Genomic DNA, 21,018 nt, shown 5'->3' with positions numbered 1-21,018 from the left:
GCGAACCGTGCGAATGCTCCGGCACCTTCACGACATGACCACTGACACGCCATCCACCACGGTGCTGGGCCTCGGCGCCATGGGCACCGCGCTCGCCGGAGCGCTGCTGTCGGCGGGCCACCCGGTGACCGTGTGGAACCGGACCGCCGCCAAGGCCGACGCCCTGGTGGCCCGCGGCGCCGCGCGCGCCGCCAGCCCCGCCGAGGCCGTCGCCGCGAGCCCGGTCGTCGTCGCCTGCCTGCTCGACTACGACTCCGTCCGCGAGGTGCTCGGCACCGGGAACCTGCAGGGCCGCACGATCGTCAACCTCACCAACGGCACCCCCGGCCAGGCTCGCGAGTTCGCCGAATGGGCCGCCTGCCAGGGCGCCGACTACCTCGACGGCGGCATCATGGCGGTGCCGCCGATGATCGGCGGCCCGGCCGCGTTCGTGCTCTACAGCGGATCCCGCACGGCGTTCGACCGCGCCCGCCCCGCACTGGACGTCTTCGGTGAAAGCGTCTACCTCGGCGAGGACGTCGGCCGTGCCGCGCTGACCGACATCGCACTGCTCACCGGCATGTACGGCATGTTCGGCGGCATCCTGCAGTCCCTCGCGCTCGCCACGTCGGACGGCGCGCCCGCCACCGGCTTCGCGCCGATGCTCACCCGCTGGCTGCAGGCCATGAGCGGCTTGGTGGACACCGCCGCCAAGCAGATCGACAGCGGCGACTACGCCACCGGCGTCGTCTCCAACCTCGGCATGCAGGCCGCCGGTTTCGACAACCTCCTCCGCACCGCCGACGAACAGGGCGTCAGCGGCGAACTGCTCGCCCCGCTCGGCAGGCTGATGCGGCAGCGGGCCGCCGACGGGCACGCCCACGAGGACGTCGCAGGAATCATCCACCACCTCCGGAAGGACAACGCATGACCAGCGCGACAGTGATCGGCCTCGGCCCGATGGGACAGGCCATGGTGCGGGTGCTGCTCGAGCACGGCACCGCAGTCACCGTCTGGAACCGCACGAAGAGCCGCGCCGACGACGTCGTCGCCCGCGGCGCCGTCCTCGCCGGCACGCCAGCGGAGGCGCTGAAGGCCGCCGAGCTGGTGATCCTCAGCCTCACCGACTACCAGGCGATGTACGACGTGCTCGGCGACGCCGGCGAGGCGCTGGCCGGACGCGTCGTGGTCAACCTCAGCTCGGACACCCCGCAGCGCACCCGGGAAGCCGCGGCCTGGCTCGCGAAGCGGGGCGCGACGCTGGTGGCCGGCGGGATCATGGTGCCCGCGCCGCTCGTCGGAGCCGAGGCCTCGTACGTCTTCTACAGCGGCCCGCGCGACGTCTTCGCCGAGCACGAGCCGGTCCTGCGGCACATCGGCAGGCCGGAGTACCTGGGGGAGGACCACGGCCTGGCGCAGCTCTTCTACCAGGCGGAGCTGACGGTCTTCCTCACCTCGCTGTCGGCGTACCTGCAGGCCTTCGCGCTGCTGGCGGCCGAAGGCGCCGACCCGGCGCGGCTGGTGCCCTTCGCCAGGGAGGTCTCGGGCCTGGCGGCGTCGTATCTGGACGAGACGGTGAGCCAGACCCGGGCGCGCGCCTACCCCGGGGACCTGAGCACGGCCACGATGATGGGCGCGACCGCGGAGCACATCCTGCAGGCGTGCCGGGACGCGGGCGTGGATCTCGCCCTGCCCGAGGCGGTCAAGTCGCAGTACGACCGCGCGATCGCCGCCGGCCACGGGGGCGACAACTGGACCAGCCTGTGGGAGGTCGTCGCGAAGCGGTGAGCGCGGCGCGGTGCTCGTGCCCGGCACGAGCACCGCGAGACCGGCGTCACCTTGATCGCCAAGACGAGCGTCGTTCGCCGGGCATGAGCCGGCCACGCCGTGGACGCGGCTGCAGCTGGCCTACTTCTCCGGCTGGACCTACCTGACCGAGCCGGTCTCGCTGACCTTCCCCGGGGTGCGGGGCCGATCCGCTGATCGTCGCACGGGACGACGGCACCGTCTCCCGCGGATGGCCCGGGAACGACCGACATCCAGCCGAGCGTCGGCCGAGCACCTCGGGCGTCGGGTGGCGGAGCAGGCCCTGGTGCTCGCGGCGGGCCGGGCCGCGCCGGCCGTCTGAAAAAACTTCGCGGGAGGTGTCGAATCCGGCGATGCTCGATCGATGCATTGACGAAAGCACCGTCGGATGAACCGAAGGAGTCCTCCATGCGCACCCTGATCACCACCGCGTTCGTCTCGCTCGACGGCGTCGTCGAAGCCCCCGGCGGCGAGCCGGGCTACCGCAACGCCGGCTGGACCTTCCAGGGCATCGAGTTCGACGAGGCGGCCTACGAGATCAAGGCCCGCGAGCAGGGCGAGGCCACGGCGATGCTGCTGGGCCGCGTCAGCTACCAGGTTTTCGCCCCGGTGTGGCCGGGCATGACCGAGCAGTTCCCCGGTTACAACGCGATGCCGAAGTACGTCGTGTCGACCACGCTGAAGGACGAGGAGCTCGTCACCAACTGGGGCGAGATCACCATCCTGCGGTCGCTGGACGACGTGGCGGCGCTGAAGGAGACCGAGGGCGGGCCGATCATCGTGCACGGCAGCGCGACACTGAACCGCAACCTGTCCGACGCGGGCCTGATCGACCGCTACCACCTGCTGGTGTTCCCGGTCCTGCTCGGCGCGGGCAAGCGCCTGTTCAGCGACACCGACAAGGACAAGCAGGGCCTGAAGCTGCTGGAGAGCGAGTCCTACTCGAACGGCATCCAGAAGCTGGTCTACGACGTGGTCCGCTGATCCACCCGCGGGCGGGAAGCACCTGCCGGTGGCCGGCTCCTCGGCGAAGGCGGTTTCGCCGAGGAGCCGGCCACCCCGAGCCCGCCCGCACCAGGTTGACCCCGGTTCGCAGGCGTGCTCCGAGGCCGGCCGCAGGGCCCGGCGGGACAGGTCCCCCCGCGGCGGCGTGGTCGGTGTGACTCGCGCCGACTTCCGTTCAGGACGCGCCGTGCCGGCCGTAGGGCACCGCGCGGAGCAGCGTCACCCGCACCGTCGCGCCGCTCGGCACCGTGTAGGTGCGGGTCTCGCCCTGGCGGGCGCCGGTCAGGGCGCGGCCCAGCGGCGAGCCGGGGGAGTACACCTCCAGGTCGTCGCCCGCGCCGTCGCGCACGCCGAGCAGGAACGTCTCCGGCTCCGGGTCGTCGTCGAACCGGACCGTCAGCACCATGCCCGGTTCGGCGACGCCGTCGTCGGGCGGCGTCTGCCCGACCACCGCGCGGCGCAGCAGGTCCTCCAGCTCACGCGTGCGCGCCTTTCGCTGCCGCAGAGCCATTTCCCGGTCTTCCGGATCGTCGTCCTCCGGGCCGCGCAACGCGGACAGCTCCGCGCTCAGGCGCGCGTACGCCTCCTCGGTCAGCCACACGGTGTCCATCGCGTTACCTCCTTCGTTCGGCCGGGCGGCGGTGCGCCGCCGGAGCAGCGTGGCGTTGGCGTCGTCGGCGAAACCGGCCGCGACGCGCAGCAGGATGTCCCGTTCCACGCGCAGCAGCGCGTTCTCTGCGCGCAGGAACTCCAGGTCCTCGGTGGATCCCATGGCTCACCGCAGCGGGTCGAACGGCCGCAGGGACTCCGGCTGCTTGCCGGTGACGACGTGTTCGGCGAGCAGCTTCCCGGTGACCGGCCCCTGCGTGAGGCCCCACATGCCGTGCCCGCCCGCGACGTACACGCCCGGCTCGGCGGTGGCGCCGATGAGTGGGAGCCCGTCGCTGCTCACCGGTCGCGGGCCCACCCACGTGTCGCTGCGCTCGGCCCACCGCACACCCTCGAAGAACGGCGCCGCGGACCGCACGATCGCCTCCACGCGCCGCTCGTCGGGCGGGTCGTCGGGGCCGCGGAACTCCATCGTCCCGGCCACGCGCATCGCGCCGCGGTAGGGCGTGCACGCGACGCGCACCGTGGGCAGGTACACCGGTTGCCGCAGCGGCGTCTCGGTGGGCACCGTGAAGGAGTAGCCGCGCCCGGCCCGCACCGGCACGCGCACGCCGAGTTTCCCGGCCAGGCGGCTGATCCACGCCCCCGTCGCGAGGACGGCGACGTTCGCCGAGAAGCTCACGTTGTCGCGGGACACGACCGTCACCGCGTGCCGGTGCGAGCGGATCGACCGCACGTCGAACCCGGCGCGGATGGTGCCGCCGCGGTGGCGCACCGAGTCCGCGAGCGCCCGCACGAACCGGCCCGGGTCGACGTAGCGCTGGCCGGGCAGGTCGATCCCGGCGCCCGCGTGCCCGGACAGTTGCGGCAGTCGCGCGCGGACCTGCGCCGAGGTCAGGCCGGTGTGGTCGGCGCGGGCCCCGGCCGCGGTGAAGCGCCGCAGCTCGGCCAGCAGTCCCGCGGCCGCGCCTGCGGATTCGAACACCGCGGTGATCGGGGCCTCGACGGTCTCCGCCGCCACGCCACCGCGGACAAGGGTGTCGAAGGCGTCCAGGCAGTCGTCGTTCAGCGCCAGGTTCGCGGCCACCACGCGGCGCCACGCCGGCCAGGTGCAGTGCGCGGCGAACCGCAGCAGGAACGACCAGAGCGCCGGGTCCGCGGTCGGCGGCACGTGCAGGGGAGCGTCCCGCCGGACGAGCGAGGCGAGCCCGGTGCGCCGCACTCCCGGTTCGTTGAGCGGGATCGCCAGCCCGGGCGAGAGCCAGCCCGCGTTGCCCCGGGACGCGCCGGCCGCGACGCCCGTGCGGTCCAGCACGGTCACCCGCACCCCGTGTTCCTGCAGGAACCACGCCGTCGACAGCCCGACGATCCCCGCGCCGACCACGACGGCGGAGCGTGGTCCCTGAGCGCTCTCGTCCACCGGCAACCTCCCTGACTTTCGCCTCCCCCCGAGCATCGCCCGCCCACGGGAGCCACCGGATGTCCGGATCGCACAATTTGCCGGGTCGTGCTTGTAGGGTGGGCACATGGTCAAGCTGGACCGTCTGATCACGATCCTCGGCAGCTACGGCGCCCGCCTGTGCGGATCCGCCGACCGCGAGGCCGGGCTGCGCAGCGTCGCGCTGCACGACCCGGTGCGTCAGGAGTCGCCGGCCGGGGACATCTTCCTCGCCGTCGGCGTGGCAACGGTGGCCGAGGCGATCCGGCTCGCGCGGCAGGCCAGGGCGGTCGTGCTGGTCGTGCGGACCACCGAGGACCCGGCGCCGGACCTGCTGCGCGACGCGGACGGGATCGCCGTGCTCGTGGTCGAGCCCAGCGTGTCCTGGAGCCAGGTCGCCGGCGTGGTCTACGGGCTGGTGCTGGAGGGGCGGGAGACCGAGTCCGGCCGCGGCCCGGCCGACCTGTCCGCGCTGGCCGACACGATCGCCGCCGCGGTCGGCGGGCCGGTCACCATCGAGGACCAGCTGTCCAGGGTGATGGCGTACTCCAGCGAGCAGCGCGAAGCCGACCCGGTGCGGCAGGACACGATCCTGGGCCGCCGCGTGCCGGACCGGGTGCGGGCGCTGTTCGAACGGCAGGGCGTGTTCACCCACCTCGCGCGGTCCGACGAGCCGTTGTTCGTGCCTGCCGCGCCCGAGCACGGTCTGCACGGCCGCTCGGTCGTCGCGGTCCGCGCGGGCCGGGAGCTGCTGGGATCGCTGTGGGTGTCGTGCACCGCCCCGCTGGACGCGGCGCGCGCGAGCATCCTCGTCGACGGGGCGCGCACGGTGGCGCTGCACCTGCTGCGGTGGCGGGTCAGCGCGGACCTCGAACGGCAGGTGGAGTCCGAGCTGGTCATCCAGCTCCTCGAAGGCGACCCGGACGCGGACGCGGTCGTCCGGAAACTCGGCCTGCCCGCGTCCGGGCTGCGGGTCGTCGCCGTGCGGGCGCACACCGAGGCCGAACGCAACGCCGGGCTGCTGCTGGCGTTCGAGCGGGCCACGACCGGGTTCGGGTGGTCGCGGGTCGGGCGCAGCACGTTGTTCGGCAACACCGTCTACACCGTGCTGCCCGCCGCCGATCCCGCGCCGGCGTTCCACTGGGTGCGGCAGCTGGTCGCCGGCCTGCCCGCGCACCTGCGGATCGTCGCCGGGGTGTCCGGGGAGTGCGAGGTCGCGGAGCTGCCGTCCGGGCGCCGGGAGTCCGACGAGTGCCTGACCCTGCACGACCGGCTCGGCCGCGGGGAAGCCGTCTGCTACGACGAATCCTGGCACCAGGTGCTGCTGCAACGCCTGCGGTCCGCCGCGGCGACCGGCCGGATCCCCGCCCGGGGTCCGGTGGCGCGGCTGGCCGGGCACGAGGCGCCCGAGTTGCTGCCGACGCTGCGCGCCTGGCTGGAGGCGCAGGGCGACCTGGGCCGCGCCGCGGCGGTGCTGGGCGTCCACCAGAACACGGTGCGCAACCGTTTGCGCCGCGTCACGGCGGCGGTGCCCGGCCTGGATCTGGACGATCCGGCGCAGCGCCTGGCGATGCTGATCGCCATGGCCGTGCACGAATAGTTCAGCAGCAGTGCTCGCCACGCCAGGCTTCGCGGCCTTCCTTCACCGCGACCACGGCGATCACCAGGGCCACGACCGGATCGGCCCACCCCCAGCCGAGCAGCGAGTTGAGCAGCAGGCCCACCAGCAGCACGCCGGACAGGTAGGTGCACAGCAGGGTCTGCTTGGAGTCGGCGACGGCGCTGGCGGAGCCGAGCTCACGGCCCGCGCGGCGCTGCGCGTAGGACAGGAACGGCATGACCACGAGCGACACCGCGGCCAGTGCGATGCCGACGGTCGAGTGCGCGGCCGGTTCCGCGCCGGTGAGGCTGCGCACCGACTCGACGGTGACGTAGGCGGCGAGCGCGAAGAACGACACCGCGATCACCTTCAGCGCCGTCCGCTCGCGGGCCTCGGGGTCGGCGCCGGAGAACTGCCACGCCACGGCGGCGGCCGAGGCGACCTCGATCACCGAGTCCAGCCCGAAGCCGATCAGCGCCGTCGACGACGCGACCGTGCCCGCGCAGATTGCGACCACGGCTTCGACGACGTTGTAGGTGATCGTGGCCGCGACGAGCAGCCGCACCCGGCGGGACAGCACGGCCCGCCGCCCGGTCAGCGCGGTTGTTCGGCGCCGTGTGGGATCGGCGAGCACCCTGCCCAGCCAGGCCTGCGCCGCGCCGCGCGTCAGCATGGGGAGAACGGTACAGCGATGGCTGACCTATTGGAAACGACGGGCCCGCGAGGCTACTTAGGATGGTCCACAAAGGTCTGGACCGGGCCGGCGCGGCGACCGCTGTCGACCAAAGTCCCGTCAGGTACCGGGTCCAACGGCCGTGGTCGCCGCGCCGGGGGCGGGCCAGGCTGGTGGGGTGAAGCAGGAACCGGAACCGCATCCCAGCCCGGCCGGCGAGCAGCCCGGCGACCACGACCTGGAGGTCGTCGAGGCGATCCTGGAGGTCGTCGCCCGCCACGGGGCCGGGCCGTACCCCGTCGACGACCTGGCGAGCCTCACCGGCCTCGACGCGGACGAGGTGTGGCGGGTGATGGAGCAGCTCGTCGAGGCCGGCCTGGCCACCCGGCACGGCCCGGCCGCGTGACGGGAGTGACGTTGCCGGCACGCGGGCGGTGTGTGCGAGGCTGCGGGTAGCCAGCGCACCAGCACCGGAGGAACCGAGCGTGACCGACCAAGCCACCACCACCTTCGCCGACGTCAGCCGGGTCGAGGAGGTCGCCCCGGGGCGCTTCACCGCCGCCGCTCACCCCGAGTGGACCATCGGCGGCAAGCCCAACGGCGGCTACCTGCTGGCGATGCTCGGGCGCGCCGCGACCTCCTCGGCGTCCCACCGGGACGTGCTCGCGGCCAGCGCGCACTACCTGCGCGCGCCGGAGCCGGGCCCGGTGGAGCTGGGCGTGGAGGTGCTGCGGACCGGCCGGTCGGCGAGCCAGGTGCGGGCCCGCCTGACCCAGAACGACACGTCGTGCGTCGAGGCGATGTTCACGCTCGGCGCGCTCGACGCGGAGTCGAAGCCGTACTGGAGCGAGGGAATGCCCGAGCCGGAGGGGCGCGAGTACGCCGACTGCGTCCCGGTCACCGGCCCGGCCGGAGGTGGTCCGGGGCCGGTCATCATGGACCAGGTCGACCTGCGCATCCAGCCCGAGGACCTGGGCTTCGGCCGGGGCGCCCCGAGCGGTGCGGGCGTGCTGCGCGGCTGGCTCGGCCTGCCCGGGGGAGCGGATTTCGACCCGCTGTCCCTGCTCTACGCCGTGGACGCCTTCCCGCCCGCGACGCTGGACATCGCGCTCACCGGCTGGGTGCCGACGCTGGAGCTGACCGCCTACGTGCGCGCGCTGCCCGCTCCCGGGCCGGTGCGGGTGCTGCACAAGGCGCAGCTCATCGAGGGCAACCGCGTGGACGAGGTGTGCCTGGTGTGGGACAGCCGCGGCCGCCTGGTCGCCCAGGCCACCCAGCTGGCCGGCATCCGCCTCGACCCGCCCGCCTGAGGGGCCGTGCTCAGCCGGCGAACGAGCGGCTGAACCGCTGTCCGGACTCGACCAGTTCCCGCGCCCGTCCCAGCGAGCGGTCCTGGTAGCTGCGCAGGGCGGCGGGGATCGCGTCGTCGCGGGCTTCGGCCACGGCCTTGGCCACCTCGTCGGCGAGCACCTCGGCGTCGGTGAGCGCGACGCCGAACCCGCGGCCGGTCATCGGGGTGGACACGTGCGCGGCGTCGCCGACCAGCGCGATCCGGCCGCGCACGAGCCGGTCCGGGACGTACTCGGCGACCGGGGTGCCGGTGACCCCGCGGCGGCGCAGGCAGGCCCGCACCGCGTCCCGCCACGCCGCCGGCCACTGCGCGGCCTCGGCGTCGAGTTCGGCGATCAGTCTTGCCGGCAGGTCCGCCGGCCGCAGGGAGTGCTGGACCACGTCGCCGTCGACGCACCCGATGGTGCGCAGCAGGTCGTTGCGGCGCCGGTCGAACCAGGCCCAGCCCAGGCGACGGCGGCCGGGCGGCGCGGACTCGGCCAGCGGGTAGCCGAGGAGGCAGTCGGCCCCGGCGTCGAAGATGTCCATGCCCGGCGGCCAGGCTTCGACGTCCAGTTCCGGCTCCTCGGCGATGCCCAGCCAGATGACGTACCCGGCGAAGGTCGCGTCGGGACGCTCGGGGGCGACGACGCGGCGGACCACGCTGCGGTGCCCGTCGGCGCCCACCACGAGATCACCGCGGTGGATCGCGCCGTCCGCGGTCCGCGCCCACGCCGACGTCTCGTCCTGCCCGGCCTCGACGACGCGGGCGCCGTGGACGAGGTCGATGTGCGGGTCCGCCGCCGCGGCCCGGCGCAGCAGGTCGTGCGCCTGTGCCCAGCTCTGCAGGTGGGGGCGCGAGCCGTTCAGCGCGGCGGCGGTGGCCTCCGGGCCGGCAAGGCCGTCCGGGCCGACGAGGCGGTGCAGGTTGCTCTCGGCGCCGCCCAGGGCCGCGCCGCCGCGGGGCTGTGAGCCGGAGCGTTCGAGGACCGTCACCGCGATGCCGAACTTGGCCAGACCCAGGGCGGCCATCAGGCCGGCGAGCGACCCGCCGACGACGACGGCCGCTGCCTGATCAGTGGTTCGCATGACTCCAGTCAACGGCGGTGGCCCGCGCCGTGGCAGGACTGTTCTTGCCTGGGACCGGCACTACCAGGCAAGCACGGGTGGCGTTCGGGTCGTGCGGCGAGCCGCTCGCTCGGTGCCGCATGATCAGTTCAGGCTGTGCCAGGCGGTCACGGGCGGCGCCCGCGCCGTGGGGCGAGGCGCTGGCCCAGTGGCGCGGTGATGTCGCTGGCGGTGGCGAGTTGGTTTGGGCTGTGTCCGCGGTTGTCGGTGGGGCTGTTTTTCCGTTGGGTCAGGCTGCGCGAGGCGGTCGCGGGTGGCGCCCGCGCCGTGGGGCGAGCCGCTGGCTTAGTGGCGCGGTGATGTCGCTGGCGGTGGCGAGTTGGTTTGGGCTGTGTCCGCGGTTGTCGGTGGGGCTGTTTTTCCGCTGGTTCAGGCTGTGCCAGGCGGTTGCGGGCGGTGCCCGTGCCGTGGGGCGAGCCGCTGGCCCAGTGGCGCGGTGATGTCGCTGGCGGTGGCGAGTTGGTTTGGGCTGTGTCCGCGGTTGTCGGTGGGGCTGTTTTTCCGCTGGTTCAGGCTGCGCGAGGCGGTCGCGGGTGGCGCCCGTGCCGTGGGGCGAGCCGCTGGCCCAGTGGCGCGGTGATGTCGCTGGCGGTGGCGAGTTGGTTCGGGCTGTGCCCGCGGTTGTCGTTGGGGCCGTTCTTCCGCTGGAACAGGCCACGCCAGGCAATCACGGGCGGCGCCCGCGCCGTGTAGCCAGCCGCTCGCCGAGCGCCGCAGCGATCTCGCCGGCGGCGGCGAGCTGGTCGGGGCTCAGGGCGTCGACGAAGAGTTCGCGTACCGCGGTCAGGTGCGGGACCGTGGCGGCGCGGAAGGCGGCCGCGCCCTCGTCAGTGAGGACGACTTCGGCTCCCCGGCTGTCGGTGGTGCAGTTCTCCCGCCGGATCAGGCCGCGCCGCTCCATCCTCCCCAGGTGGTGCGACAGCCGGCTGCGTTCCCAGCCGACGCCGGCGGCCAGTTGCGAGGACCGCAACCGCTGCCCGTCCGCCTCGCTCAGCGCGAGCAGGACCGTGTAGTCGCTGGACGACAGGCCCGCCTCGCTCTGCAGCCGCGAACCGAGCTCGCCGCGCAGCGCCTCCGCGGCTTCGATGAACCCGCGCCACACCCGCAGCTCGTCGGTGGTGGGCAGGACCCGATGCCGTCGTGCTGGACTCATGACCCCTCCTGGTTGACACGTCAATCATACCGGCGTATGACGGGAGAAGATAGATTGACGTGTCAATTACTTGGCGCTCGCGGAGGAGCCTTCTCATGTCTGATCTGCTGTTCGGGCTCGACACGTTCGGCGACGTGCCCGAGGACGACGACGGCCGTCCGCTGTCGCACGCGCAGGCGATCCGGCAGGTCGTGGACGAGGCCGTGCTGGCCGACGAGATCGGCGTGGACGTGATCGCGCTCGGCGAGCACCACCGCCCCGAGTACTCGATCTCTTCGCCGGAGACGGTGTTGGCGGGCATCGCCACCCGCACGTCGCGGATCCACCTGTCCTCCGGCGTGACGGTGCTCAGTTCGGACGACCCGGTGCGCGTGTTCCAGCGGTTCGCCACGGTCGACGCGCTGTCGAACGGGCGCGCCGAGGTGATCCTCGGCCGGGGTTCGTTCACCGAGTCGTTCCCGCTGTTCGGCTACGACCTGGCCGACTACGACAAGCTGTTCGAGGAGAAGATCGAGCTGTTCGCGCGGCTGCTCGACGAGAAGCCGGTGACCTGGAGCGGCACGCTCCGTCCCGCGCTGGAGGACGCCGACGTCTACCCGAAGACGGAGTCGGGGCGCCTGACGACGTGGGTCGGGGTGGGCGGCTCGCCGCAGTCGGTGGTCCGCACCGCGCACTACGGCCTGCCGTTGATGCTCGCGATCATCGGCGGCCCGCCGAAGCGGTTCGCGCCGTACCTGGATCTGTACCGCAGGGCGGCGGCGGAGTTCGGCACGACCGCGCACCCGGTCGGCATGCACTCGCCGGGGTTCGTCGCCGACACCGACGAGCAGGCCCGCGAGGTGTTCTGGCCGCGGTACCGGGTGATCCGCGACCGGATCGGGCGCCAGCGCGGCTGGTCGCCGATCCGCCGCGAGGAGTACGAAGCCGAAATCGAGCACGGCTCGCTCTACATCGGATCGCCGGAGACGGTCGCCCGCAAGATCGCCCGCGCGGTGACCGACCTGGGCGTCGGCCGATTCGACATGATCTACAGCAGCGGTTCGCAGCCCGCGAGCGCCCGCCTGCGGGCGGTGGAGCTGTACGGCACCAAGGTGATCCCGATGGTCCGCGACATCCTGTCGGAGGCGAAGTGACCACCATCGGCATCCTCGGCGCAGGCAAGGTGGGCACGGTGCTGGCACGGCTCGCGCTCGCGGCCGGGTACCGCGTGCTCATCGCGGGCTCGGGCGCTCCGGAGAAGATCGCGCTCACCGTCGAGGTCCTCACGCCGGGCGCGATCGCGACCACCGCGGCCGAGGCGGCCGGACAGGCGGACCTGGTGATCCTCGCTCTGCCGCTGGGCAAGTACCGCGAGATCCCCGCCGAGGCGCTGGCGGGCAAGCTGGTCGTGGACGCGATGAACTACTGGTGGGAGGTCGACGGCATCCGCCAGGACCTCGACGACCCGCGCACCTCGTCGAGCGAGACCGTGCAGTCCTTTGTGGCCGGTGCCCGGGTCGTGAAAGCCTTCAACCACATGGGCTACCACGACCTCGAGGACGGCGCCCGCCCCGCCGGCGCCCCGGACCGCAAGGCGATCGCCATCGCCGGGGACGACCCGGCGGACGTCGCGGCGGTGGCGAAGCTGGTCGACGCGCTCGGCTTCGACCCGGTCACCGCCGGGCCGCTCGCCGAGGGGGTGCGCCTCGAACCGGGTTCGGAAGCCTTCGGAGCCAACGTCACCGCCACCGAACTACGCGCGATCCTCGACCGTTTCCCGGACTCCGAACGGGGACGGCAGGTCACGAAGGCACGCGCGATCGACGCGTGAACCCGGTTGGGTTCGACTGGCTCGTGCTGCAGTGTGCGTGGGCCGGGCTCAGCCGCGGGTCAGCTCGATGACCGTGACCTCCGGGCGTGCGCCGACGCGCATGGGCGGGCCCCAGTAGCCCGCGCCGGCCGTCACGTAGAGCTGCGTGTCGCCGTGGCGGGACAGGCCCTCGACGGCCGGCTGGTCGAGCCGGATGGCGTAGTCGAAGGGCCACAGCTGCCCGCCGTGGGTGTGGCCGGACAGCTGCAGGTCCACGCCGGCCGCGCGGGCCTGTTCGACCTGCACCGGCTGGTGGGCCAGCAGCACGAGCGGGACGCTGTCGTCCCGGCCGTTGAGCGCGGCGTCGAGGTTCGCGCCGTGGCCGGGGACTCCGGAGCGCGCGGCGGTGCGGTCGTCGATGCCGGCCAGGTCGAAGGTCGCGCCCCCGCGGCCGAGCGGGACCCGTTCGTTGCGCAGCACGTCCACCCCGAGCGAGGGCAGGTGCCGTAGCCAGGCCTCGGTGTCCACGAAGTACTCGTGGTTGCCGGTGACGAAGTAGACGCCCTGGCCGCTGACCAGGTCGGCCAGTGGGGCGACGTCCTCGCGCAGCTCGTGCAGCTCCCCGTCGACCAGGTCGCCCACGATCGCCACGGCGTCCGGCCGCTGGGCGTTGACCGTCTCGACCAGGCGCTCGAACCGGCTGCCGCCGTAGGTGGTGGACAGGTGCCCGTCGGAGAAGGTGACGATGCGGTAGCCCTCCAGCGCGGGGTCGAGACCGGCGATCGCGATGGGCACCCGGCGTACGACGGGCGCGGAGTTGGCCAGCACGGCCCCGGTGCCCGCGGTGCCGATCGCGACCGCCCCGGCGGTGAGCGCCAGCGAGCGGGCCAGGAACAGCCGCCGGGACGGGTCCGGCGGGGCCTGCGCGGCGCCGGGCCCGGCAGGCGTTTCCTGTCGCCGCGGGTTCAGCAGCCAGCGCACCGGTTCGAGCGCCAGCAACGCCAGGAACGCGTAGAACGCCAGGCCGAGCCAGCTGTAGGCCACCCAGTCCAGTGGCACCTGCGCGGACCAGGGCAGCACGCGGCGCCCGGCCACGGCGGCCGCGGGCAGCACGGCGAGGACGACGGTGAGCACGGTCAGCCGCCGCCGCGCCCGCCCGGCGACGGTGGTGGCGCGGACCAGCCGGAACCACAGGTAGCCGTGCAGCACGAGCATCGCGGCGAGGACGACGAGGCCGAAGAGGATGGCGGTCAGGACGTGCTCCAGGCGGCTGGGACGGACACGAACAGGTCAACCGTATCGGCGTGGTCCGCGCGTCCGGGCCCCGGTGCAGCACGGAACCAGGCCGGCCGCGGCGGGGGTCGGTCAGTCCGGGCGGTAGGACTTCTCCGGCCAGAACGGCCACTCCTCGAACGCCCGGCACCGGCCGTCCCCGGCGAAGCGGATGATCCACAGGTCCCGGTACTGCTGTCGCGTGGGTTCGCCGTAGGTCACCTCGACCCGCACGACCGCGGTGTCCCCGTCGAGGGCCACCGGTTCGCTCGTCATCCGGAAGTCCTCGTCGGGGCCGGTCCGCTCGGCCTCCCACATCGCGGCGATGGCGGGCAGTCCCCGCACCGGTTCCCGGTACGGGGACTGCTGGTAGGTCCGGCTCAGCGCGGCGGCCGCGCGTCCAGCAGGACCACCACCGTGACGAGCGCGGCGAGGACCAGCAGCGTGATCAGGGCCGCGTCGACCAGCAGGCCGGTCACGACGGGCTCCGCTCCGCGGCGCGATTCCCGGACCGCAGGCTCGTCACCGTCACGGTCGCCAGGATCACCACGATGACCAGCAGCGAGACCGGGGTCGGGATGGTCGGCACCGCGGGCCACACCTCGTGCGCCCAGTGCAGCACGAGCTTGATCCCGATGAACGCCAGGATGACGGCGAGCCCGTGGTTGAGGTGGGTGAGCTTGGCCAGTGCGGTGTGCAGCACGAAGTAGAGGGCACGCAAACCGAGCAGCGCGAAGGCGTTGGTGGCGAAGACCAGGTACGGGTCCTCGGTGATGCCGTAGACCGCGGGCACCGAGTCGACGGCGAACACCACGTCGGTGGCGAAGACGGCCACCACCACGAGCGTCAGCGGGGTCAGCGCCCGCCGTCCGCGCTCGCGGACCACCATGCGTGTGCCGCGGTAGTCGTCGGTGACCGGCATCAGCCTGCGCAGCAACCGCACCGAGCGCATCCGCGACACGTCGCGGTCCGGTTCCGGGCCGCTGACCGCCTCGTGCAGGATCTTGACCGCCGAGGCGAACAGGATCAGGCCGAACACCAGGAACGCCCAGGTGCCTGCCTGCAGCAGCGCGGCACCGGCGGCGATGAAGATGCCGCGCAGGACCAGCGCGCCGACGATGCCGTAGAGCAGCACCCGTTGCTGCACCTCGGCGGGCACCGCGAACGCGGCCAGCAGCAGCATGAACACGAACAGGTTGTCGACGGAAAGCGATTTCTCCACGACGAACCCGGTGGCGAACTCCAGCGCCTGCGCGCCGCCGAACGCGGTCCACAACCAGAGGGCGAACACCAGCGGCAGGGTCAGGTAGAACACCGACCACCCGGCGGCCTCGCGCAGCGACACCTCGTGCGGCCGCCGCGTCACGAGGAAATCGGCCGCCAGCAGGGCCAGCAGCACCGCGATGCTGATCACCCACAACCACGGGCCGCCGATCGACGACGCGGGCGCGGCAGCGGCGACCGCGGACTGGTGCGACATGGGGCCTCCTCGAACACCGTCAGCGTTCGAGGTCTCCTTCACCCGCCGTCGCGGGCGCCCTGCCGGGGACACGCCGGGTGTCCGTACTGACCGGTCAGGGACCTTGGGAAGTACTCCCCTCGCGACCGAGTATCGGACAAATCGGACACATTGTAAAGGGTGGTCACCTGGCAGTGGCTCCGAGCGTCCACAACGGACCACTCGCCGGCCGGCGCGTGCCGGCCGGCGAGCCCCGTGTCACAGGCTGTGGGCGGCGATGTCGCCCTGGGACGTGGTGGCGCGGATGGTCAGCTCCGGGCTGCCGTTGTTCTTCAGCGCGTTGCTGATCCGGCCGTGGTCGGTGCCGGCGTCCAGGGTGGCCGAGACGCCGGTCGCCGCGCCGACGGTGATGTCGCCCGCCTGGGTCCGCAGCACGACCGTGCCGCTGACGGCCTCGGTGAGGCGGATGTCGCCGCGGGCGGTGGTGATCTCCGTGGCGCCGCCGACCCGGCCGACCGTCACGTCCCCGTCGGTCGCGGTGAGCCGCAGCGTCGCGGCCTCGTCGAGGTGGATGTCGCGGTAGGCGCCCTCCACCGTGACGTCGCCGAAACGGCCGGTGGCGCGGAGCTCGGCGGCGGAGCTGGTGACGTCGACGCGGGAGCCGGCGGGCAGCCGCACGGTGACCGCGACCGAACCGGACGGGCCGAAGAACTGGTTGCGGGACTCCGGCGCCTCGACCCGCAGCACCCCGTCGGCGTAGGTGACGGTGGTCTGTTCGGCCAGCTGCACGTCGCGGCTCTTGCCCGGATTGGCCGGGGTGACCTCCACGGTGGTGTCGGCGCGGTCCGCGGCGGTGAGGTGGATGCGCCCGGCGGGGACGGTCAGGACGGCGGCGATCGGGGCGGTGGTGGCGAAGTTCTGCATCGGTCTCTCCTTGGTGAGCGGCTTGATGGGAACACCATCGCCCGCCGCACTGACACCGGACCGCCACCGCGCTGACGCCGCCGCTGACACGGAACGTCAGTGGCCGTGGAAGGCCTCCGCCAGCCACCACGACCCGCCGTCGTCGGTGATCTTCGCGTCCACGACCAGCGGTTTCTCCCGGGGACCGGTCAGCCACTCGGACACCTGCCGCAGGTCGGCGACGGTGCGGACGGTCACCCCGGCGCAGCCGAACCCGCGCCCGATCGCGGCGATGTCGGTCGGCGGGAACCGGACGGTCGTGTGGTCGCCGGCGAAGTGGTGCACCTCCGCGCCGTACGCGGCGTCGTTGTAGACGACCACCAGCAGCGGCAGGCCCAGTCGCACGGCCGTGTCGAGCTCCTGGGCCGCCATGTGGAACCCGCCGTCGCCGAGCGCGGCGACGGGCAGCCGGCCGGGCTGGGCGATCGCCGCGCCGATCGCGGTGGCCAGCCCCAGCCCGATCGACTGGAAGGCCTGGGTGAAGCAGAACCCGAACTCGTCCGGCACGTCCAGGAACGCGCTGGGGTAGCCCATGAAGTTGCCGGAGTCCACGGACACCACGCGCTCGGCGGGCAGGATGCGGTCCAGCTCCGCGGACAACGTGCGCGGGTCGATCAGGTCCGGGGCCGACTCGTCGCGGAAGTCGGCGGCCGACCAGCGGGCGCGCGCGGCGATCCGGTCCCGCAGCGCGGGGGAGCGGTAGCCGGATTTCCGTTGCCCACCCAGTTCGGCGAGCACCGCGCGGGCGGTCGCCGCCGCGTCGCCCACCGCGCCGACGTCGACCGGCCGGTGCGCGCCGACCGCGCTCGCCTCCAGGTCGACCTGCGCGAGACGCGCGCCGGGGCCGATCAGCTTGCCGTGGCGGGTGGTCCACCGGTTGAGCGCGCAGCCCCAGCCGACGACGAGATCGGCGTCGCGGACGAGTTCCGCCGCCAGCGGGGAGGCGAACCCGCCGGAGATGCCCAGCGCCCACGGGTCGCCGTGGAACAGGCCGTGCGCCACCGCGGACGTCGCGAGCAGCGCGCCGCACGCGTCGGCGAGCGCCCGGATCTCCGCGGCCGCGCCCCGGCCACCCCGGCCGGCGATGAACACCGGCCGCTCCGCGTCGGCGAGCAGCGCGGCCAGTTCGGCCACCGACGCGGCATCGGGCTCCGGCGTGGGAGGGGCGGGCACCGGCTCGACGGCTTCCAGCGGCGGTGCGGGCATGGCCTGCACGTCCAGCGGCAGGTTCAGCACGACGGTGCGGCGCTCGTGCAGCGCGGTCCGGTACGCGCGCACCGTGTCGGCCACCGCGGTTTCCGGGCTGTGCACGCGCTCGGCGACCGCGCCGACCGCGTGGGCGAGCGCGTCCTGGTCGATGCGGAAGTTGTTGAGCGGATCGGCGGCGGGCGACTCGGCCGTGAGGACGATCAGCGGGGTCCGGCTCTTCGCCGCCTCGCCGATGCCGGTGACCGCGTTGGTCAGCCCGCAGCCCTGGTGGGTCGACACGAGCGCGACGCGGCCGCTCATCCGCGCGCACGCGTCGGCGGCGGTGGCCGCGCCGCCCTCGTGGCGGGTGGCGTGAAAGGCGACCCCGGCCGCCCGCAACGCGTTGGTGACGTGGAAGTTGCCGCTGCCCACCACGCCGAACACCGGGCCGGCGCCCAGCTCCGCCAGGACGTGCCCGACCGCCTCGGCGACGATCACGCCCGCTCCACGAACGCGTACACGCGCGCCGGGCTGCCCGATCCGCCGACGATCGGCAGCGGCGAGACCACCAGCAGGGCGCCGGTCGGCGGCAGCTGGGCGAGGTTCCGCAGCTGGGTCAGCCCGCACTTGCCCGCGCCGAGCAGGCGGTCGTGGCACGGGAAGATCGGCTCCAGCTCGGCGGCGCGGCCGGCGTCGGTGCCCACGGTCTCCACGCCGAACCCCGCGATCGGGGCTTCCTCGGCGAGCCACTGCGCGCACTCCGGCGACACGCCCGGGGTGTGCGAGGCGCCGTCGCTGACGTTGAGGAAGCTGTCCTGGTCGCCGGAACGCGCGTCCCAGCCGGTCCGGTAGAGCAGCCAGCCGCCCTCGGGCAGCGGCCCGTGCTCGCGTTCCCACTCGCGGACGTCGTCGATGCCCAGCAGGAAGTCGGGATCGCCGGCGACCCGCGCCGACACGTCCAGCACGACGGCCGGTCCGATGAGCGTGCGCAGCGGGATCTGGTCGACGCTGTGCCCGTCCTTGCCGGACAGCCAGTGGTTGGGCGCGTCGACGTGCGTGCCGACGTGCTCGCCGGTGTGGATGTCGTTCCAGTACCAGCGCGGGCCCCGGTCGTCGTAGCGGCTGATTTCCTCCAGCCGGAAGCCCGTGGTGTTGGCGAACGGCGGCGGCAGCTGCAGCACCGGCGTGCTCGCCGAAAGCGGCGCGGTCAGGTCGACGACCTCGACGCGGCTGCTCCGCAGCGCGGACAGCAGATCGGCCAGGACGGGCATCGGAACCTCCTCGGATCGTGGCGCTCCGGCGGTCGTGCGCGGCCCGCGCTCGGAACGAGACTAGTCATCCGCGCAACGGTCCCCAGGCGCGACGAGCCGGCCGTCGGACGTGCGAGCCGGCCGCACGTCCGAGCCGCATAGCATCGGCTGGTGAACGGTGAGGTCCGTGTGATCGCCCGCGACGGGCAGCACGAGGTCGAGGTCAAGCGGTCCCGGTTCGTGTGCACCGTCGCGCGGGTCGATGACGTGGAGGCCGCCGCGGCGCTGATCGCCCGGGTGCGCAAGGCCGGGCCCGGCGCGAACCACCACTGCACGGCGTTGCGGATCGGCGACCCGGAGACCGGTGAGATGACCGTTCGCAGCAACGACGACGGGGAGCCCGCCGGCACCGCGGGTGTCCCCATGCTCGAGGTGCTCGCGCGCCGCAACCTGACCGACGTGGTCGCCGTGGTGTCGCGGTGGTTCGGCGGGGTCAAGCTCGGCGCGGGCGGGCTGGTCCGCGCCTACTCCGGCGCGCTGGCGGAAACCCTGGACGCCGTCGGGATGCTGCGCCGGGTGCGGCACCGCGAGCTGCTGGTCGCCGTGCCGCACGACCTCGCCGGCCGCCTCGAGCACGATCTGCGCAACTCGCCGTACCGGCTGCAGGACATCGACTACGGCGCGGACGTCACGCTGACGGTCGCCGTCACCGAGGCCGACCGGGACGCGTTCGGCGCGTGGCTGGCCGAACGGACCGGCGGCGAGGTCGAGGCCCTCGACGCGGGGACGAGGGACCTCCACCTCCCCTGACGGGTCAGACCCGCACCAGCTCGATCACCGGGATGACCCGGCTGGTCTTGCGCTGGTACTCGGCGAACTGCGGCTGCACGGCGGACTGCTTCGCGTAGATCTCGTCGCGCTCGGGACCCTCCAGCACGCGGGCGATCACCGGAAAGGTCTCGTCGCCCAGCTCGATCGTGGTCTTCGGGTTGGCCACCAGGTTGTGGTACCAGGCGGGGTTCTCGTCGGCGCCGCCCTTGCTGGCGAACACGAAGATCCGGTCGCCCTCGCGGTAGTAGACCAGCGGGGCGATCCGCTCGATGCCGGACTTCGCACCGACGTGGTGCACCAGGACCAGCGGGCTGCCCTCGAAGATGCCGCCGGCCTTGCCGCCGTTGGCGCGGAACTGGGTGATGACGTCGCGGTTCATCGCGTCGAAGTCGATGTCGGTCACGACGTTGATCATAAGCGCCCACGGCGACCTGATCGATGCTCGAAACGGTCGGATTCATATCCGATCGTGTCATCCATTGCTACTGTTGAGCGCATGGACGTGCTGGCTGACGCGCTCGAAGTCGCGGGGGTCCGCGGCGTCCTCGGCGCGCGCATCGCGGCTGGTGGCACGTGGGGCATCTCGTGGAGCCGGATCGGCGGCGCCGGGTTCTACGCTGTCACGGCCGGCACCGCCTGGCTCGGCGTGCCCGGCCGCCCGCCCGCGCAGCTGATGCCGGGGGACGTCGTGCTGCTGCCGACCGGGACCGAGCACACCCTGACCAGCGCGCCGGACGTTCCGGCGGATCCCTGCGACTGCGACGTCGCGGAACGGGCCCGGGCCGGCGGCGGCGTGCTGCGCTTCGGCACCGGCGAGGTCCAGACCCACATCCTGAGCGCCTCCTACGAGTACGACCCGGCGGTGTCCACCCAGGTGCTCGCCTCGCTCCCGGAGGTGGTGCACATCCGGGCGGACAACGGCGGCAGCTGCCTGGACGACACCGTCCGCCTGCTGGGCAGGGAACTCGCGCGTCCGCAGCTCGCCACCGCGGTCGTGCTCAGCAGGCTGGTCGACATCCTGCTGGTGCAGTTGCTGCGGGTGTGGGTGGCGCGGAACCCGGACGGGGCGCGCGGGTCCTGGCTCGGCGTGCTGTGCGACCCGCTCGTCGGCGCGGCGATCGCGAAGCTCCACGAGGATCCGGCGCGGGCGTGGACCATCGACCTGCTCGCGGCCGAGCTGGCGGTGTCGCGGACCACGCTCGCGCGCCGGTTCCGCACCGTCGCCGGCGAGTCCTTCGGAAGCTACCTGACGCGGCTGAGGATGGATCTCGCCGCGGTCCGGCTCCGCGACACCGACGACGCGCTGGAGGCCGTCGCCCGCTCGGTCGGCTACACCTCGGTGTACGCGTTCAGCCGCGCGTTCCGGCGGGATCGCGGTCACGCGCCGGGCAGCTACCGGAGATCGGCCCGGGTGTGACCCGCGGTGGGCCGGCCATGACCGCCCACCGGCGGCGGAGATCCCGAGCCGGCCGCCGGAGACGAACTCGGCGCCCGTGTCGGGGCTGCTTCGCGCAGAACACAAGGCAGCTGGGTGGTCATCCCGTCG

Annotated in this window: 22 protein-coding genes; 10 read left to right on the top strand and 12 right to left on the bottom strand. The window is 73.4% G+C overall.

Annotated features, from left to right (window positions below):
- The first annotated feature begins 34 nt into the window (after nt 1-34).
- The 3 genes from ACCP09_RS18620 (at nt 35) to ACCP09_RS18610 (ending at nt 2,769) form a co-directional block, all read left to right on the top strand.
- Nucleotides 35-910, top strand: a complete 876-nt coding sequence (locus ACCP09_RS18620; protein WP_433748282.1) for an NAD(P)-dependent oxidoreductase — start codon at nt 35-37, stop codon at nt 908-910.
- Nucleotides 907-1,767 (top strand): NAD(P)-dependent oxidoreductase, encoded by an 861-nt coding sequence (locus ACCP09_RS18615; protein ID WP_378363639.1) that lies wholly within the window; start codon nt 907-909, stop codon nt 1,765-1,767. Before ACCP09_RS18620 ends, ACCP09_RS18615 begins: the two co-directional genes overlap by 4 nt.
- A gap of 426 nt (nt 1,768-2,193) precedes the next feature.
- Nucleotides 2,194-2,769 carry a dihydrofolate reductase family protein gene (locus ACCP09_RS18610; protein ID WP_027931119.1) on the top strand — a complete coding sequence of 192 codons (576 nt, stop codon included), beginning with the start codon at nt 2,194-2,196 and terminating at the stop codon, nt 2,767-2,769.
- A 196-nt stretch (nt 2,770-2,965) separates the two neighbouring features.
- On the opposite strand, the gene ACCP09_RS18605 is transcribed toward ACCP09_RS18610, so the two are convergent.
- The gene (locus ACCP09_RS18605; RefSeq protein WP_123682957.1) at nt 2,966-3,562 is read right to left on the bottom strand and encodes a GreA/GreB family elongation factor; all 597 of its coding nucleotides are present in this window, start codon (nt 3,560-3,562) and stop codon (nt 2,966-2,968) included.
- Nucleotides 3,563-3,565: 3 nt separating this feature from the next.
- On the bottom strand, nt 3,566-4,855 hold the full coding sequence (locus tag ACCP09_RS18600) for an NAD(P)/FAD-dependent oxidoreductase (RefSeq protein ID WP_433748277.1): 1,290 nt from the start codon (nt 4,853-4,855) through the stop codon (nt 3,566-3,568).
- A 70-nt stretch (nt 4,856-4,925) separates the two neighbouring features.
- Here ACCP09_RS18600 and ACCP09_RS18595 point away from each other — a divergent pair, with 70 nt between their 5' ends.
- Entirely contained in the window at nt 4,926-6,437 is a 1,512-nt protein-coding gene (locus ACCP09_RS18595; RefSeq protein ID WP_123682955.1) for a PucR family transcriptional regulator, read from the top strand.
- A 1-nt stretch (nt 6,438) separates the two neighbouring features.
- Here ACCP09_RS18595 and ACCP09_RS18590 read toward each other — a convergent pair whose 3' ends face one another.
- On the bottom strand, nt 6,439-7,110 hold the full coding sequence (locus ACCP09_RS18590; protein WP_433748273.1) for a cation transporter: 672 nt from the start codon (nt 7,108-7,110) through the stop codon (nt 6,439-6,441).
- 178 nt (nt 7,111-7,288) lie between these two features.
- On the opposite strand from ACCP09_RS18590, the gene ACCP09_RS18585 reads away from it, so the two are divergent.
- Both ACCP09_RS18585 and ACCP09_RS18580 read left to right on the top strand, forming a co-directional pair.
- Entirely contained in the window at nt 7,289-7,516 is a 228-nt protein-coding gene (locus ACCP09_RS18585) for a hypothetical protein (protein WP_027931111.1), read from the top strand.
- Nucleotides 7,517-7,595: 79 nt separating this feature from the next.
- Nucleotides 7,596-8,420: a thioesterase family protein gene (locus ACCP09_RS18580; protein WP_433748269.1), complete on the top strand. Its 825-nt coding sequence runs from the start codon at nt 7,596-7,598 to the stop codon at nt 8,418-8,420.
- Nucleotides 8,421-8,430: 10 nt separating this feature from the next.
- Here the strand turns inward: ACCP09_RS18580 and ACCP09_RS18575 are convergent, their stop codons facing one another.
- Complete coding sequence (locus ACCP09_RS18575) at nt 8,431-9,528, bottom strand: FAD-dependent monooxygenase (RefSeq protein ID WP_433748266.1); 1,098 nt, start codon at nt 9,526-9,528, stop codon at nt 8,431-8,433.
- A gap of 706 nt (nt 9,529-10,234) precedes the next feature.
- Nucleotides 10,235-10,720, bottom strand: coding sequence for a MarR family winged helix-turn-helix transcriptional regulator (locus ACCP09_RS18570; protein ID WP_433748263.1), 486 nt, complete (start codon nt 10,718-10,720; stop codon nt 10,235-10,237).
- A 95-nt stretch (nt 10,721-10,815) separates the two neighbouring features.
- Here ACCP09_RS18570 and ACCP09_RS18565 point away from each other — a divergent pair, with 95 nt between their 5' ends.
- Together ACCP09_RS18565 and ACCP09_RS18560 are read left to right on the top strand one after the other, a co-directional pair.
- The gene (locus tag ACCP09_RS18565; RefSeq protein ID WP_433748260.1) at nt 10,816-11,853 is read left to right on the top strand and encodes an LLM class flavin-dependent oxidoreductase; all 1,038 of its coding nucleotides are present in this window, start codon (nt 10,816-10,818) and stop codon (nt 11,851-11,853) included.
- On the top strand, nt 11,850-12,530 hold the full coding sequence (locus tag ACCP09_RS18560; protein WP_433748257.1) for an NADPH-dependent F420 reductase: 681 nt from the start codon (nt 11,850-11,852) through the stop codon (nt 12,528-12,530). The genes ACCP09_RS18565 and ACCP09_RS18560 overlap by 4 nt, the downstream gene beginning before the upstream one ends.
- 48 nt (nt 12,531-12,578) lie before the next feature.
- On the opposite strand, the gene ACCP09_RS18555 is transcribed toward ACCP09_RS18560, so the two are convergent.
- From ACCP09_RS18555 to ACCP09_RS18530, 6 genes are all read right to left on the bottom strand, one after another.
- Entirely contained in the window at nt 12,579-13,724 is a 1,146-nt protein-coding gene (locus ACCP09_RS18555) for a metallophosphoesterase (protein WP_433748254.1), read from the bottom strand.
- A gap of 150 nt (nt 13,725-13,874) precedes the next feature.
- Nucleotides 13,875-14,165 (bottom strand): nuclear transport factor 2 family protein, encoded by a 291-nt coding sequence (locus ACCP09_RS18550; RefSeq protein WP_433748485.1) that lies wholly within the window; start codon nt 14,163-14,165, stop codon nt 13,875-13,877.
- Between the two features lie 91 nt (nt 14,166-14,256).
- On the bottom strand, nt 14,257-15,261 hold the full coding sequence (locus tag ACCP09_RS18545) for a TerC/Alx family metal homeostasis membrane protein (RefSeq protein ID WP_433748251.1): 1,005 nt from the start codon (nt 15,259-15,261) through the stop codon (nt 14,257-14,259).
- A 237-nt stretch (nt 15,262-15,498) separates the two neighbouring features.
- A complete protein-coding gene (locus ACCP09_RS18540) occupies nt 15,499-16,164 on the bottom strand; it encodes a DUF4097 family beta strand repeat-containing protein (RefSeq protein ID WP_433748248.1) in 666 nt (221 codons plus the stop codon).
- 96 nt (nt 16,165-16,260) lie between these two features.
- Complete coding sequence (locus ACCP09_RS18535; RefSeq protein ID WP_433748245.1) at nt 16,261-17,889, bottom strand: thiamine pyrophosphate-binding protein; 1,629 nt, start codon at nt 17,887-17,889, stop codon at nt 16,261-16,263.
- Nucleotides 17,886-18,662 (bottom strand): cyclase family protein, encoded by a 777-nt coding sequence (locus ACCP09_RS18530; protein ID WP_027931101.1) that lies wholly within the window; start codon nt 18,660-18,662, stop codon nt 17,886-17,888. The genes ACCP09_RS18535 and ACCP09_RS18530 overlap by 4 nt, the downstream gene beginning before the upstream one ends.
- A gap of 150 nt (nt 18,663-18,812) precedes the next feature.
- Here ACCP09_RS18530 and ACCP09_RS18525 point away from each other — a divergent pair, with 150 nt between their 5' ends.
- Complete coding sequence (locus ACCP09_RS18525; RefSeq protein ID WP_433748241.1) at nt 18,813-19,451, top strand: IMPACT family protein; 639 nt, start codon at nt 18,813-18,815, stop codon at nt 19,449-19,451.
- Between the two features lie 4 nt (nt 19,452-19,455).
- Here the strand turns inward: ACCP09_RS18525 and ACCP09_RS18520 are convergent, their stop codons facing one another.
- Nucleotides 19,456-19,887: a nitroreductase family deazaflavin-dependent oxidoreductase gene (locus tag ACCP09_RS18520; protein ID WP_027931099.1), complete on the bottom strand. Its 432-nt coding sequence runs from the start codon at nt 19,885-19,887 to the stop codon at nt 19,456-19,458.
- Between the two features lie 81 nt (nt 19,888-19,968).
- On the opposite strand from ACCP09_RS18520, the gene ACCP09_RS18515 reads away from it, so the two are divergent.
- On the top strand, nt 19,969-20,889 hold the full coding sequence (locus tag ACCP09_RS18515; protein ID WP_433748238.1) for an AraC family transcriptional regulator: 921 nt from the start codon (nt 19,969-19,971) through the stop codon (nt 20,887-20,889).
- The last annotated feature ends 129 nt before the right edge of the window (nt 20,890-21,018 follow it).

The organism is Amycolatopsis sp. 3B14 (assembly GCF_050958625.1).
In the GTDB taxonomy this organism is placed as follows: Bacteria; Actinomycetota; Actinomycetes; order Mycobacteriales; family Pseudonocardiaceae; genus Amycolatopsis_E; species Amycolatopsis_E thermoflava.
The sequence above is the reverse complement of the archived record's forward strand: the minus strand, read 5'-3'. Positions and strand labels throughout refer to the sequence as shown.

Excerpts from the sequence above, each read along its gene's own strand:
- ACCP09_RS18600 (WP_433748277.1), bottom strand. The coding sequence starts at position 4,855 with ATGCTCGGGGGGAGGCGAAAGTCAGGGAGGTTGCCGGTGGACGAGAGC.
- ACCP09_RS18620 (WP_433748282.1), top strand. The coding sequence starts at position 35 with ATGACCACTGACACGCCATCCACCACGGTGCTGGGCCTCGGCGCCATG.
- ACCP09_RS18615 (WP_378363639.1), top strand. The coding sequence starts at position 907 with ATGACCAGCGCGACAGTGATCGGCCTCGGCCCGATGGGACAGGCCATG.
- ACCP09_RS18540 (WP_433748248.1), bottom strand. The coding sequence starts at position 16,164 with ATGCAGAACTTCGCCACCACCGCCCCGATCGCCGCCGTCCTGACCGTC.
- ACCP09_RS18555 (WP_433748254.1), bottom strand. The coding sequence starts at position 13,724 with ATGCTCGTGCTGCACGGCTACCTGTGGTTCCGGCTGGTCCGCGCCACC.
- ACCP09_RS18595 (WP_123682955.1), top strand. The coding sequence starts at position 4,926 with ATGGTCAAGCTGGACCGTCTGATCACGATCCTCGGCAGCTACGGCGCC.
- ACCP09_RS18570 (WP_433748263.1), bottom strand. The coding sequence starts at position 10,720 with ATGAGTCCAGCACGACGGCATCGGGTCCTGCCCACCACCGACGAGCTG.
- ACCP09_RS18530 (WP_027931101.1), bottom strand. The coding sequence starts at position 18,662 with ATGCCCGTCCTGGCCGATCTGCTGTCCGCGCTGCGGAGCAGCCGCGTC.
- ACCP09_RS18575 (WP_433748266.1), bottom strand. The coding sequence starts at position 9,528 with ATGCGAACCACTGATCAGGCAGCGGCCGTCGTCGTCGGCGGGTCGCTC.
- ACCP09_RS18610 (WP_027931119.1), top strand. The coding sequence starts at position 2,194 with ATGCGCACCCTGATCACCACCGCGTTCGTCTCGCTCGACGGCGTCGTC.
- ACCP09_RS18545 (WP_433748251.1), bottom strand. The coding sequence starts at position 15,261 with ATGTCGCACCAGTCCGCGGTCGCCGCTGCCGCGCCCGCGTCGTCGATC.
- ACCP09_RS18520 (WP_027931099.1), bottom strand. The coding sequence starts at position 19,887 with ATGATCAACGTCGTGACCGACATCGACTTCGACGCGATGAACCGCGAC.
- ACCP09_RS18515 (WP_433748238.1), top strand. The coding sequence starts at position 19,969 with ATGGACGTGCTGGCTGACGCGCTCGAAGTCGCGGGGGTCCGCGGCGTC.
- ACCP09_RS18605 (WP_123682957.1), bottom strand. The coding sequence starts at position 3,562 with ATGGGATCCACCGAGGACCTGGAGTTCCTGCGCGCAGAGAACGCGCTG.
- ACCP09_RS18565 (WP_433748260.1), top strand. The coding sequence starts at position 10,816 with ATGTCTGATCTGCTGTTCGGGCTCGACACGTTCGGCGACGTGCCCGAG.
- ACCP09_RS18590 (WP_433748273.1), bottom strand. The coding sequence starts at position 7,110 with ATGCTGACGCGCGGCGCGGCGCAGGCCTGGCTGGGCAGGGTGCTCGCC.